Genomic DNA, 13,750 nt, shown 5'->3' on the forward strand with positions numbered 1-13,750 from the left:
ACGTCGAACGTTCAGTCGGACCGATATCGCCAGATTTTTTGAAGCCGTGTGTGACGAGGAGAGAGCGCTGTGAGCACCGAGAACGAGGGCACCGCGGCCCCGACACCCCCCGCGGCCCCGTCCGCACCCCCGGTGGCCGCGCCAGCCGACGCCGCGCCCGCCGCCGCGCCCGTGGAACCGCCGACGCCCGCGCCGGGTGGCGAGCCGACCCAGCAGCTCCCCCACACCTCTGCCGGGCAGCCCCCGGCCGCCCAGCCCATGGCTTCGGCTCCGGCCTCGGCTCCGGCTCCCGCGCCGGCGTACACCGAGAGCCCCGTCCCGCCGGTCACCCCGGCGTACGCCGAGAACCCCGCTTCCGCTCCGCCGCAGGCGACCGGAGCCGAGGGCTGGCCCCCGCCCCCGCCCGCGGCCCCCGCGTACGGGACCGGCGGCGGCCACGGCGGCGGCGCCTGGGGCGTGCCCCTGACCGCTGACGGGGCTCCGCAGCCCAAGCGCAAGGGCAAGGGCGGCCTGGTCGCCGGTGTCCTCGCGGCGGCCCTCCTCGCGGGCGGCGTGGGCGGCGGCGTCGGCTACTGGGCCGCCGACCGGAGCAGCAACGGCTCCGGCTCGACCACGGTCAGCGCCGCGAACACCCCCAAGGACCTCAAGCGGGACTCCGGCTCCGTCGCGGGACTGGCCGCGGGCGCCCTGCCCAGCGTCGTCACCATCGAGGCCTCGGCCGGCGACGGCGACGGCGGCACCGGCACCGGCTTCGTCTACGACGAGCAGGGCCACATCCTCACCAACAACCACGTGGTGGCCTCCGCCGCGAACGGCGGCAAGCTCAGCGCGACGTTCTCGGACGGCAAGAAGTACGAGGCCGAGGTCGTGGGCCGCGCCCAGGGCTACGACGTGGCCGTCATCAAGCTGAAGAACCCGCCGTCGGGCCTCAAGCCGCTGCCGCTGGGCGACTCGGACAAGGTCGCCGTCGGCGACTCGACCATCGCGATCGGCGCTCCGTTCGGCCTGTCCAACACGGTCACCACCGGCATCGTCAGCGCCAAGCACCGCCCCGTCGCCTCCGGTGACGGATCCGGCGGCAAGAACTCGTACATGAGCGCCCTCCAGACGGACGCGTCGATCAACCCGGGCAACTCCGGCGGCCCGCTGCTCGACGGCCGCGGCGCGGTCATCGGCATCAACTCGGCGATCCAGTCCGCCGGCAACGGCGGCTTCGGAGGCGGCCAGGCCGGCTCCATCGGCCTCGGTTTCGCCATCCCGATCAACCAGGCGAGGAACGTGGCCGACTCCCTGATCAAGACGGGCAAGCCGGTCTACCCGGTGATCAAGGTGTCCGTGGACCTCGCGGCCAAGACCGAGGGCGCCAAGATCTCCGAGAGCGGCGCCTCGGCCAACGACCTGGTCGACCCGAACGGCCCGGCCGGCAAAGCGGGTCTGAAGCCCGGCGACATCATCACCCAGCTCGGCGACAAGCCCATCGACAGCGGCCCGACGCTGATCAGCGAGATCTGGACCTACAAGCCGGGCGAGACGGTGAAGCTGACCTACCTGCGCGGCGGTAAGCCGACGACGGTGGACATCACGCTCGGCTCCCAGGTCGGCGACAAGTAGCCGGCTCGACTGGCTTGATGGCGAGGGGCCGCAGGCGGGATTCCGCCTGCGGCCCCTCCCAACATCTGCTTATGCTTCGAAGGTGTTCGACTCGCGGCACATACGGACGTTCCACGAGGTGGTCGCCTCCGGGTCCTACTCGGCCGCCGCCCGTGTCCTCGGGTACACCCAGCCCGCGATCACCCAGCAGATGAAGGCGCTCGAACGCGCCGTCGGGACCCCGCTGTTCACCCGCGTCGGCCGCCGCATGCAGCTCACCGAGGCCGGTGAGTCCATGGTCCGGCACGCCGAGTCCATCCTCGGCAGCCTCTCCGCAGCCGAGGCCCAGCTGAAGGCCTACGCCCGTCTGCGCACCGGCCGCGTGCGGCTCTGCGGCTTCCCCAGCGCCAACGCCACCCTCGTCCCGGAAGCCCTGAGCTGCCTGGCCAAGGACCACCCCGGCATCCAGGTCGAGCTGCTGGAGGGCGAGCCCCCGGACTCCCTGCGCAGGCTGGAGCGCGGTGAGTGCGACATCACCCTGGCCTTCACCTATCCCGGCCTCCACGAGGAGATCCCGGAGGAGGTGGCCGAGGTCAAGCTGCTGGAGGACCAGCTGACGGTGCTGCTGCCGACCGGGCACCCGCTGGCCCGGCGGCGGGCCGTCCACCTCGCCGACCTCGCCGAGGAGCGGTGGATCGCCGGCTGCCCGCGCTGCCGGGCGAACCTGCTGCACGAATGCGCGGAGCTGGGCTTCGTCCCCGACATCCGGTTCGCCACGGATGACAACCTGGTCGTGCAGAACCTGGTCGCGCAGGGCCTGGGCGTCGCCATGATGCCCGCGCTGGTGCTGCCCTCGCTCTCACTGACGAAGGTCTGCGGGAGGACCCTGGAGCCGGCGGCGCGCCGCCACATCGGCGCCTACGTCTACCGCGACCACCTGCGGATCCCGGCGACGGCGGTGGTGCTGGACGCCTTGCGGCAGGCGGCGTCGAATCGGATCGGCTGCTGAGCGGCGCCTCCCATCCATAAGTTGAACTTGGGATTTCGGCTCAGAACTGTCGTTGGACGTGATGGATGGTCTCCCCGACGCTCCCTGTATGACCACCACCACTCCGGCCCGCACGACCGCGAGGATGGCCGCCCTCGTCACCGAGATACGTACGGTCGTCGACCGGGGGCTGGCCCCGGACCTGACCGCCTACCTGGTCGGCGAGCGCCTCGCCCCGCACCTGGGGATACCGGGCCTGCTCACCGCGGAACAGCGGGAGGGGCACACCGACCGGTACCGCCAGCACATCCTGCACGCGGAGCCGGACGGCAGCTTTTCGGTGGTGGCCCTCGTGTGGCTGCCGGGCCAGGAGACCGCCGTCCACGACCACGTCTCCTGGTGCGTGGCCGGGGTGCACGAGGGCGAGGAGAGCGAACTCCGCTACCGCCTCGTCCCCGCGACGGCGACCGAGGGCGCCCGGCTGGTGGCCACGGAGCACGTGGTGAACGGCCCGGGTGACGTCTGCGGCTTCGCCCCGCCCGGTGACATCCACAAGGTCCGCAACTCCTGTCGTACGAAGGCGATATCCCTCCACGTCTACGGGGCCGACGTCGTACGCCTGGGCAGCAGCGTCCGCCGCGTCTACACGCTCCCGTCCGACTGATGGCCCTGCTGAACCGCCCGGTGAGCGGGGCGGACTCGACGGAGCCGGTCGATGTTTCACGTGAAACACCTTCGCCGTGGCCCGGGTTGGGACTGGCCCTGGCCGGCGTGCTGGTGGCCTGGTCGGTACACCGGCTGGTCTCCTGGGCGCCGATGCTGACCGTGTCGGTGGTGCTGGGCATCGCCGCCGCGCACGTCCCCGGCCTACGGGGCTTCGTACGGGGTCCCGCCCGCCCGGGCCTCTCCCTGGCCGGCCGGCGGCTGATGCGGATCGGCATCGTCCTGCTGGGCCTGGCACTGGGCCTGGACCAGGTGCTCCGGCTGGGCTGGGCCACGGTGGCGATGGTGGCCGCCGTGGTGGCGGCGACCTTCTTCGGCACGCTCTGGCTCGGCCGCAGGCTGGGCCTGCCCGGGGACCAGCCGCTGTTGATCGCCACGGGGTACTCGATCTGCGGTGCCTCGGCCATCGGAGCGGTCAGCGAGGTGTCCGGCAGCGACGAGGAGGACGTGGCCTCCTCGGTCGCCCTGGTCACCCTCTGCGGCACCCTGGCCATCGCCGTACTCCCCCTGCTCCAGGGGCCCCTGGGCCTCTCGGACCCGGAATTCGGCCGCTGGGTGGGCGCGAGTGTCCACGACGTCGGCCAGGTGGTGGCCACCGCGCAGACCGCGGGCCCGGGTGCCCTCGGAGAAGCGGTCCTGGTCAAGCTGATGCGCGTGGCGATGCTGACCCCGCTGGTGGCCGCGGTGGCCTTCTCGGTGCGGGCCCGCAAGCGCGGCGTGCGCACCCCCTCCGGCAGGCGGCCTGCCCCGGTGCCGCTGTTCGTGGCCGGATTCCTTGCCGCCGCCGCGATGCGCGCCACCGGAGTACTGCCCGACGCGGCGCTGGAAGGGGCGCACACCGTTCAGGAACTGCTGCTCGCGGCAGCCCTGTTCGGCCTGGGCAGCGCGGTCCATCTGCCCACCCTCGCGCGCACCGGCGCCCGGGCCGCCCTGCTGGGGCTGGCGGCCTGGGCCGTGGTGGCCGGGGTCTCGTTCGCGGGCGTCCTTCTCACCGCGTAGCCCCGCAACGGCGGGGAGTTGGCCAATTCCTGGCCGGAACCGACCGAACGTTCCGACTGCTTCCTGACATCTCGTCCCGGCCGTGCCACTCTGCCCCCGATCCGCATCGATCCGCATCGATCCGCATCGATCCGCATCGATCCGCACCGATTCGCGATCCGCACCGATCCGCACCGACAACTCTTCATCCGGACACGGCAGAAGGAGTCATTGCGTGAATCGTCATCGCACGGCCCTATCGGTCTTACTCGCGGCGGGCGCCCTGCTCGCGGGCGCTCTGACGGCGGCCCCGCCCTCGGTCGCGGCGGACCATCCCGCCCGGGGCTTCTGGACCGCCGAGCGGATGCGGGCCGCCGCTCCGCTGGACATCACGGCTGCCCCGGGCGCCGTGGCCCGCCCCGCACCCCCCACCACGCTGCGCCCCACGACGATCGCACCGACCCCCGCAAGGTCCGCGGCTCCCGCGGCCTTCCCGCAACCGGGCGGTCCCTGGACGGCGGGCGGCGCGGTGGTGAAGACCTCGGGGCGGGTGTTCTTCACCTTCAACGGGAAGAACGCCTCCTGCTCGGGCGACTCGATCACCAGCGCCAACGGCAGCACGGTGATCACCGCCGGCCACTGCGTGAAGTACCAGGGCGCCTGGCACACCAACTGGACCTTCGTCCCGGGCTACGACAACGGGAACGCGCCCTACGGGCAGTGGACGGCCACCAAGACTTTCGCGACCGACCAATGGGTGGCGAGCGAGGACATGAACATGGACGTCGGCCTCGCGGTCGTCGCCCCGCTGAACGGCCAGAACCTCAGCCAGGTCGTCGGCGCCCAGGGCATCGTGTTCAACGGCGGCTACAACAAGAAGATGTACGCCTTCGGCTTCCCCGCGGCGGCGCCGTACGACGGCACGAAGCTCGTCTACTGCAGCGGCAACACCGGGAAAGACTTCCTGCTGACCAAGGACCACGGCCTGCCCTGCAACATGACCGGCGGCTCGAGCGGCGGCCCCTGGTTCCAGGACTTCAACGAGGCGACGGGCCTGGGCACGCAGGCCTCGGTGAACAGCTTCGGCTACACCTTCCTGCCGAACCGTATGTTCGGCCCGTACTTCGGCCCGGAGGCGAAGGCGGCCTACGACAAGGCCCAGAGCGCCTGACCCCCGAAATCCCCAGCGCCGCCGACCTCCACCGCCCGGTACTCTGTACCGGCCAGGTGGGTTGCCCGAGCGGCCTAAGGGAACGGTCTTGAAAACCGTCGTGGCGCGAGTCACCGTGGGTTCAAATCCCACACCCACCGCCAAGCGGGCCCAGGGCCCAGCTCAGAAGGGGTGCCACCCATCCGGTGGCACCCCTTTTGCGTGCGTCAGCCGAACAGGGCGACCAGCCGGACACCCTCGTCGCCGTGGAGGCCCGCCAGGGTGCCCATGACCGACCGGAGGGGGCCCAGTCCTGGTCGGGCAGAGCCTGCTTCCGGGTGATCCACGATGCGCCCCGCAGATCCGAGCCCCACGTCTCGAAGGCGGTACGGGCCTCAGGGGACGCGTCCGAGGGCAAGCCGCGGAGATCGGCGAGCGGGCGGAAAGTGGTGGTGCCGCGTACGCCGAACAGGGCCCCGAAGGCAACGTAGGAGCGTCCGTTGTGGAGGTGAGACGGCCCCCAGGGCCCCCTTTGGCCGGTCGCCGTCAGGTCCGCTCAGGCAGGCCGTGTGACGGGTATTTCCAAGGTGGAAATCATGGCATTGGTTCCTTTGGGTGGTGTTTGTCGGAAGATCGGCGCGGGCCGTGGAGGCGCTGCGGTTGCGCTCGCATCATGACGAATGTATTCAGATCCGCCCGTCGGAACATCGCGAAATGAGGGAACCGTCATGGCTCACCGCAGCACCATCACGTCGATCTGGACCACCTTCCTCGCAGCGCTCGTGGCGCTCTTCACCACCCTCGGTCTCGGTGGCAGGGCCGCCTCGGCCGTCGCCGCCTCCCCCGCCTCGCCCGTCGCCCCCACGGCCTGCACCGTGACGCGGCCGGCCTTCTTGGCCCGGCAGACCTGGCGGGCCATGATGCGGGGCGGATCGCTGCCGCCCACCATCAAGCAGCGCATCCGCGCCGAAGCCCACGGCAAGACTCCCTCCGTTCGCCGCTCCAGCACCGCCGCCGCCCTCGCCGCGGGTTCCGGTTCCGGCCCGGAGTCGCACATCGCATCCGGACTCGGCTCCGGTCGCGGCCTCGGATCCGCTGCGGCCGACCGTTCGACCGCGGTCACCGCACTGGGCCGGAACGGTGTCGCCCAGGAGATGGCGCTTGCCGCGTAGCCGTACGGAGCGGAACGAGCGGGACCAGCACGAGCCGACCGTGGGACCAGAACGATCAGAGCCGGACGATCAGAGCCGGACGAGCAGGACCGGACGAGCAGGACCGAACGAGCAGGACCGAACGAGCAGGGCCGAACGAGCAGGACCGAACGAGCAGGGCATGGCGTAGTGGGACCGGCCCACGGGTCGGACGCGGACAGCCGCATGACCCGGAGCGCGGCAGTGTGCAGCGCACGCAGCATGCAGTGCTCATACGCCACACGGGTACAGCACGGCCTGTAAGGCGCCACGACGTAGGACGCTACGACGCACGAGGCGACGACGCAGGACGTACGACGCAGGTCAGGTCGCACAGCACACAGCACACAGCGCGAAGCGCGCACTACGAACGCGTACGACAGCAGGCGCTCGAGCCCGGTCGGTCGGTGTGAGCAGGCCGAAACCGTGGATCGCGCCGCGAGCGTGCCCCGGAGCGGGGCACGGTGGGATTGCCCCGGCGGGAGCCGGGGGCGCGCAGCTTGGGATGGCAGGGCCGCAGGCCCGGGAGACGGTGGGTTCCCGGACGGGGCGGCCCCTTTTGGCATGTCCTGTGCCGGGCAGATTAGCAAAAACGTTTCTCCTTCAATGCGGCAGAAGTTTCGAGGCCTCTCAGGGCGCTGGCCTGGAAGGACGGGGCGCGCAGGGGGCTGATCCGGTGTTGGTCGTGCTTGCGGGGGAATCGCAGGCGCCGGGGTAGTTCGCCGGGGCAAGTCCGGTGGCGCGACGCCGCACAGCACGGAACCACCGAGACAGTCGGCCAACTGGTCTGGTGCACAGACCCACTGGCAAAGGCATGGCAAGCATCCGTACCGCCCGCGTCCCCGCCCCCGGCCTTGACATCCACCTGGAATCTGACGGACAGTCAGGTTCACTCGATGATGTGATGCCGGGAGGCCAGCGCCGTGCACCTCGCCCCGACCGAAGGCCAGTTGCGGCTCCGCGCCGAACTGCGTGCGTACTTCGGAGACCTGCTGCCGGACGGGGTGCCCCAAGACCCCGCCGAGCAGCGCGCACTACTGCGCCGCATCGGCGCCGACGGGCTCCTCGGCCTCGGCTGGCCCCTCGAGTACGGAGGCCGGGGGCGCGGCCCCGACGAGCAGTTCGTGTTCTTCGACGAGGCCTACCGGGCCGGTGCTCCCGTCTCCATGGTCACCCTCAACACCGTGGGCCCGACCTTGATGAAGTACGGGACGCAGGAGCAGAAGGACTACTTCCTCCCCCGGATCCTCACGGGTGAACTCGTCTTCGCCATCGGCTACTCGGAGCCCGAGGCCGGCACCGACCTCGCTTCGCTCCGCACCAGGGCCGTGCGGCACGCCGGGGAATGGGTGATCGACGGACAGAAGATCTTCACGTCCAACGCCCAGAACGCCGACTGGATCTGGCTCGCCTGCCGCACCGACCCGGAGGCTCCCAAGCACAAGGGCATCTCCATCATCCTGGTGCCCACCGATGATCCCGGTTTCACCTGGACGCCGATCGACACGGTCGGCGGCCTGACCACGACCGCCACGTACTACGACTCCATCCGCGTGCCCGTCGGCAACCTCGTCGGGCCCGAGCACGGCGGCTGGGGACTGATCACCAACCAGCTCAACCACGAGCGCGTGGCCCTCGCCGCCATCGGCATGCAGGCCGAGGATTTCTACGAGGCCGCGCTCGACCACGTGCGCACCCCCGACCCGGTCACCGGCGATCGCCCGGCCGACCGGCCGTGGGTGCAGTCCCGACTCGCCGAGGCCCATGCGCGCCTCGCCGCCGTACGCCTCCTCAACTGGCGCCTGGTCCAGGACGTCGGCGCCGGCTCCCTGGCCCCCGGCGACGCGAGCGGCGTGAAGTTCTTGGGTACCGAGTCCACCGTCGAGGTGTACCGGATCTGCCAGGAGGTGGTGGGTGAGGAGGCCCTCGTACGGGGCCCCGGGCCGCAGGCCTTCGAGGGCGGCGAACTGGAGCGGATGAACCGGGCCGCCCAGATCAACACCTTCGGCGGCGGCGTCAGCGAGGTGCAACGGGAGATCGTCGCGATGATGCGGCTCGGCATGAAGGGGAGGAAGAGATGACCGCCAAGAGGGCCGATAGCCCCCCAAGCGCCCGGACCGGCACGACCGACGCGCCCACGACCACGACCGCAGCCACGACCGCGACCGCCACGACCGCAGAAGTCACGACCGCCACCACCACGACCGCAGAAGCCTCGGCAGCCAGCTTCGACGCGCTGCTGAGGGCCTTCGAGGGACAGCCCGCCGCTACCGGGGGGCAGGGCAAGGACGCGGTCAACGAGCCGATGATCCGCCACTGGTGCGAGGCCATGGGTGACGCCGGCCCCGCCTACACCGGGCCGGACGCGATCGCCCCGCCCACGATGCTCCAGGCCTGGACGATGGGCGGGCTCTCCGGCCACAGCGACCGCTCCTCGGCCTACGATGAGCTCTTCGCACTGCTCGACGGCGCGGGCTGCACCGCCGTGGTCGCGACCGACTGCGAGCAGGAGTACCTGCGGCCGCTGCGCCCCGGGGACGTGATCACCTTCGACGCCGTCATCGAGTCGGTGTCCGCGCGCAAGACCACCAAGCTGGGCACCGGCCACTTCGTGACCACCCGCATGGACGTCCGCGCGAACGGTGAGCTCGCCGGGACGCACCGCTTCCGGATCCTCAAGTACGCACCTGCGGCGAAGCCGGCCGCACGACGAGCCGCCGAACAAGCCCCGCGCCCGGCCGCCCACCAAGCCGCCCACCCAGACGCCCCGGTCGCGCGACAAGACGAACAGCAGGCCGCACCGAGGAACCCCGCCAGGCGCCCCCGCCCCGTGATCAACCGCGACAACCAGGGCTTCTGGGACGGCGTCCGCGACCACAAGCTGCTGATCCAGCGCTGCACCGCCTGCGCCACGCTCCGCTTCCCGTGGCTCCCCGGCTGCAATGCCTGCGCGAGCCCGGACTGGGACTCGGTCGAGGCCTGCGGCTCCGGCACGGTGTTCAGCTACGTGGTCATGCACCATCCGCCCTTCCCGGCCTTCGATCCGCCCTACGCCGTCGCACTCGTCGAACTCGACGAGGGGGTCCGCATGGTCAGCAACATCACCGGGGTCCCCCACGACAAGGTCCGCATCGGTCTGCCCGTGCGGCTGGAGTTCCTGCGCGTGGACGAGGAACTGGAACTGCCCGTCTTCCGGGGGAGCGAGGCCTGATGGACTTCCGCCCCACCGAGGAGCAGGCCGCCGCGGCCGGACTCGCCGCCCAGATCTTCGGCGACCTCGCCACCCACGACCGCCTCGCGGCCGCCGGCACCGGCAGCGACGCCGAGCTGTGGAAGGCCCTCACCGCCGCCGGACTGACCGCAGCCGTCGAGGACGTCGGCCTGCTCGGCCTGGTGCTCCTGCTGGAGGAACAGGGCCGCGCCACCGCCCAGGTCCCGTACGCCGCCACCTGCGTCTACGGGGTCCTTGCCCTGACCCGGCACGGCAGTGCCGCTCAGCGCGCCCGGCTGCTGCCCGCCCTGGGATCCGGCGACGCGGTGGCCACCGGCGCCTTCCCCCGGCGCGGCCGGATCACTGCGTCGCAGGACGGTCTGCTCACTGGCACCGCCCCCGCCGTGCCGTGGCTGCGCGAGGCCACGCACGTCCTGGTCCCGGACGAGGCCGGGGCCCTGTGGCTCGTACGGACCGACGCGCCCGGGGTGCGCACCTCGGCGGTGGAGACCACCGCGCCCTGGTCGGCCGCGAGCCTGACCCTGACCGGGGCGGCAGCGGAACGCATCGGCGGGGAGGGCGCCTACGCGGACGTGCTGGCCGTGGCCCGCACCGCCTTCGCCGGACTCCAGGCGGGCGTCTGCGCGGGTTCGCTGGCCCGTGCGGTGGAGTACACCTCCACCCGCGAGCAGTTCGGCCGGCCGCTGTCCACGAACCAGGGGGTCATGCTGCGCGCGGCCGACGCGTACATGGACACCGAGGCGATCCGGGTCACCGCGTACGAGGCGGCCTGGCGCGTCGACGAGGGGCTCCCGGCCGGGCACCACGCGCTGACCGCGGCCTGGTGGGCCTCGGAGGCGGGCAAGCGGGTCGTCCACGCGGGCCAGCACCTGCACGGAGGGATGGGAGCCGACCTCGACCACCCCGTCCACCGGCACTTCCTGTGGGGCCGCCAGCTCGACGCGTACCTGGGGTGCGGCAGCGAGCTGCTGGCCGAGCTGGGTGCGCTCCTGGCCGAAGGAGGGTCCGAAGGCCCGTCCGGCGCACAGCCCGGCACCGAGCCCGACGAGGCACCTGAAGCACGTGAAGTAGCTGAAGCGCCCGAAGAGCCCGGAGAGCCCGAAGCACCCGAGGGGGATGCCGCATGAACATCGGCGACACACTGCCGCCGCTGGAGATACCGGTCACCCGCACGCTGATCGTCGCGGGCGCGATCGCCTCCCGCGACTACCAGGACGTGCACCACGACGCGGCGCTCGCACGGGAGAAGGGCTCTCCGGACATCTTCATGAACATCCTGACGACCAACGGTCTGGTCGGCCGGTACGTCACCGACCACCTGGGCCCGGCCGCCGTGCTGCGCAAGGTCGCCATCCGGCTCGGCGCCCCCAACTACCCCGGGGACACGATGACCCTCACCGGTACCGTCACCGCCCGGGACGGGGACACCGTCGAGATCCGGGTCGTCGGGGCCAACGGCATCGGCCACCACGTCACGGGCACCGTCACGGTCACCCTTCCCGTCCAGGGAGGCGCGCGATGAGCGTCCGCAACCGCGACGGACTCGGCGGCCGCGCCGCCATCGCCGGCATCGGCGCGACCGAGTTCTCCAAGGACTCCGGCCGCAGCGAGCTCAAACTGGCCGTCGAGGCCGTGCACGCGGCCCTCGACGACGCCGGGCTCACTCCCGCCGACGTGGACGGCATGGTCACCTTCACGATGGACACCAGTCCCGAGATCACCGTGGCCCAGGCGGCCGGCATCGGAGAGCTGTCCTTCTTCTCCCGCATCCACTACGGCGGCGGCGCCGCGTGCGCCACCGTGCAGCAGGCCGCCCTCGCCGTCGCCACCGGGGTCGCGGAGGTCGTGGTCTGCTACCGCGCCTTCAACGAGCGGTCCGGCCGCCGCTTCGGCTCCGGTGTCCAGCAGCGCGAACCCTCCGCGGAGGGGGCGGCGCTCGGCTGGTCGCTGCCCTGGGGGCTGCTCACCCCGGCCTCCTGGGTGGCGATGACCGCCCAGCGCTACCTGCACGCATACGGCCTGACCCCGGAGGCCTTCGGCCATGTCGCGGTCACCGACCGCCGGCACGCCGCGAACAACCCGGCCGCCTACTTCCACGGCAAGCCCATCACCCTCGCCGACCACGCCGCCTCCCGCTGGATCGTCGAGCCGCTGCGGCTGCTCGACTGCTGCCAGGAGACGGACGGCGGTCAGGCCCTCGTCGTCACCACCGCCGAACGGGCACGCGACCTCCGGCAGAAACCTGCCGTGATCACGGCCGCCGCCCAGGGCGCCGGCCGCCGCCAGGAAGGGATGACCTCCTTCTACCGGGACGATCTGGCCGGGCTGCCCGAGATGGACGTGGTGGCCCGCCAGCTGTGGCGGACCAGCGGGCTGCGCCCCTCGGACATCGACGTCGGCATCCTCTACGACCACTTCACCCCTTTCGTGCTGATGCAGCTCGAGGAGTTCGGCTTCTGCGGGCCGGGGGAGGCCGCCGATTTCGTGGCCGCGGACGCACTGCCGCTCAACACCCACGGCGGGCAGCTCGGAGAGGCGTACCTGCACGGTATGAACGGCATCGCCGAGGCCGTGCGCCAGCTCCGCGGCACCTCCGTCAACCAGGTCGCGGGCGCCACGCACACCCTGGTCACGGCCGGTACCGGGGTGCCCACCTCCGGCCTGATCCTCGGCGCGGACGGCTGATCCCCCGCCACCACCGCTCGAGGGAGGGCCCCGCCTCCTCCACCTTCAGGAGGTGGGGCAGACCCCACCCCTACAACCTGAGGCGGACCCGGCTTCGGCACTTCCGGCCGATTCCTCGTGACGCTCGCGCTCCTAGCGTGGATGCATGACCACGCCTGTGTGCACGCTCGCCTCGAACCCGACGCCGTACCCGTCGTTCTCGGCGTACGTCCGGACCCGCGGCACGGGCCTGATGCGGACCGCGCGCTCGCTCACCGCCAACCCCTGCGACGCCGAGGACCTCCTGCAGACCGCGCTCGCCAAGACGTATGTCGCCTGGGACCGCATCGAGGACCACCGGGCCCTGGACGGCTACGTGCGCCGCGCCCTGGTCAACACGCGCACCAGCCAGTGGCGCAAGCGCAAGATCGACGAGTACGCCTGCGACGAGCTTCCCGAGCCCGGGGAACCGCCGGCCGGGGACCCCGCGGAGGCACAGGCGCTGCGCGACGCGATGTGGCGTGCGGTGACCCGGCTGCCCGACCGGCAGCGGGCCATGGTCGTCCTGCGGTATTACGAAGACATGAGCGAGGCCCAGACCGCCGAGCTGCTCGGGGTTTCCGTGGGCACGGTCAAGAGCGCGGTCTCCCGGGCGCTGGGCAAGCTCCGCGAGGACCCGGAACTTCTCCCGGTCCGCTGAGACAAGCCCCCTCCGCATCCCCTCCGCATCCCTCCGCATCCCCTCCGCATCCGCGACGGCGATGTTTCACGTGAAACAGCGCCCCGTCCGGCACCCGCTCGTCGGGTGTTTCACGTGAAACAACGCGGCGTTTCTACCGCTGGGTAGTGACATGCCGACCGGTACGTGCGCAGAATCGGCAGCATCCGTAGCCGCCGTAGCGCCGCAGCGCTCACCGGGAGGACGCTTTGCTGAGCACGATGCAGGACGTACCACTCCTCGTCACCCGCATACTCCAGCACGGGATGACGATCCACGGGAAGTCCCAGGTCACGACCTGGACCGGGGAGGCCGAGCCGCATCGCCGCAGCTTCGCCGAGATCGGGATCCGCGCCACCCGCCTGGCCAACGCCCTGCGCGACGAGCTCGGAGTCCAGCAGGACGACCGGGTCGCGACCCTCATGTGCAACACCACGTCCAAAACACTCGTGGCCTGACCTGCGGAAACGCGAAGCACTGCGGCAGCAAGCGGCCCCGACACCTGAGAAGGTGCCGG

General features: G+C 71.6%; 12 protein-coding genes, 1 tRNA gene and 1 pseudogene. All 14 read left to right on the plus strand.

The features are described 5' to 3' along the window. Positions 1-69: 69 nt before the first annotated feature. A complete protein-coding gene (locus tag ABZY44_RS11380; protein ID WP_356652352.1) occupies positions 70-1,611 on the plus strand; it encodes a trypsin-like peptidase domain-containing protein in 1,542 nt (513 codons plus the stop codon). Between the two features lie 82 nt (positions 1,612-1,693). Further along, positions 1,694-2,599, plus strand: a complete 906-nt coding sequence (locus ABZY44_RS11385; RefSeq protein WP_356652354.1) for a LysR family transcriptional regulator — start codon at positions 1,694-1,696, stop codon at positions 2,597-2,599. A gap of 88 nt (positions 2,600-2,687) precedes the next feature. Then, entirely contained in the window at positions 2,688-3,242 is a 555-nt protein-coding gene (locus ABZY44_RS11390) for a cysteine dioxygenase family protein (RefSeq protein ID WP_356652356.1), read from the plus strand. After that, positions 3,242-4,300: a putative sulfate exporter family transporter gene (locus tag ABZY44_RS11395; protein ID WP_356652358.1), complete on the plus strand. Its 1,059-nt coding sequence runs from the start codon at positions 3,242-3,244 to the stop codon at positions 4,298-4,300. Before ABZY44_RS11390 ends, ABZY44_RS11395 begins: the two co-directional genes overlap by 1 nt. Positions 4,301-4,514: 214 nt before the next feature. Then, positions 4,515-5,450: a peptidase gene (locus ABZY44_RS11400; RefSeq protein ID WP_356652360.1), complete on the plus strand. Its 936-nt coding sequence runs from the start codon at positions 4,515-4,517 to the stop codon at positions 5,448-5,450. A gap of 55 nt (positions 5,451-5,505) precedes the next feature. Continuing rightward, positions 5,506-5,593: transfer RNA gene (locus ABZY44_RS11405), tRNA-Ser, on the plus strand. 564 nt (positions 5,594-6,157) lie between these two features. Then, positions 6,158-6,601 carry a DUF6344 domain-containing protein gene (locus tag ABZY44_RS11410; protein ID WP_356652362.1) on the plus strand — a complete coding sequence of 148 codons (444 nt, stop codon included), beginning with the start codon at positions 6,158-6,160 and terminating at the stop codon, positions 6,599-6,601. A 941-nt stretch (positions 6,602-7,542) separates the two neighbouring features. After that, positions 7,543-8,700 (plus strand): acyl-CoA dehydrogenase family protein, encoded by a 1,158-nt coding sequence (locus ABZY44_RS11415; RefSeq protein WP_356652364.1) that lies wholly within the window; start codon positions 7,543-7,545, stop codon positions 8,698-8,700. Next, positions 8,697-9,830, plus strand: a complete 1,134-nt coding sequence (locus tag ABZY44_RS11420; protein ID WP_356652366.1) for a bifunctional MaoC family dehydratase N-terminal/OB-fold nucleic acid binding domain-containing protein — start codon at positions 8,697-8,699, stop codon at positions 9,828-9,830. Before ABZY44_RS11415 ends, ABZY44_RS11420 begins: the two co-directional genes overlap by 4 nt. After that, positions 9,830-10,978 (plus strand): acyl-CoA dehydrogenase family protein, encoded by a 1,149-nt coding sequence (locus ABZY44_RS11425; RefSeq protein WP_356652368.1) that lies wholly within the window; start codon positions 9,830-9,832, stop codon positions 10,976-10,978. Before ABZY44_RS11420 ends, ABZY44_RS11425 begins: the two co-directional genes overlap by 1 nt. Continuing rightward, the gene (locus ABZY44_RS11430) at positions 10,975-11,373 is read left to right on the plus strand and encodes a MaoC family dehydratase (RefSeq protein WP_356652370.1); all 399 of its coding nucleotides are present in this window, start codon (positions 10,975-10,977) and stop codon (positions 11,371-11,373) included. Before ABZY44_RS11425 ends, ABZY44_RS11430 begins: the two co-directional genes overlap by 4 nt. Beyond that, a complete protein-coding gene (locus tag ABZY44_RS11435; RefSeq protein WP_356652372.1) occupies positions 11,370-12,536 on the plus strand; it encodes a lipid-transfer protein in 1,167 nt (388 codons plus the stop codon). Before ABZY44_RS11430 ends, ABZY44_RS11435 begins: the two co-directional genes overlap by 4 nt. A 145-nt stretch (positions 12,537-12,681) precedes the next feature. After that, positions 12,682-13,215, plus strand: coding sequence for a SigE family RNA polymerase sigma factor (locus ABZY44_RS11440; protein ID WP_356652374.1), 534 nt, complete (start codon positions 12,682-12,684; stop codon positions 13,213-13,215). A gap of 227 nt (positions 13,216-13,442) precedes the next feature. After that, a pseudogene (locus ABZY44_RS11445) lies at positions 13,443-13,664 on the plus strand (fatty acid--CoA ligase); the annotation flags it as partial. Positions 13,665-13,750 lie beyond the last annotated feature (86 nt).

Source organism: Streptomyces sp. NPDC006544 (assembly GCF_040611715.1).
Classification (GTDB): domain Bacteria; phylum Actinomycetota; class Actinomycetes; order Streptomycetales; family Streptomycetaceae; genus Streptomyces.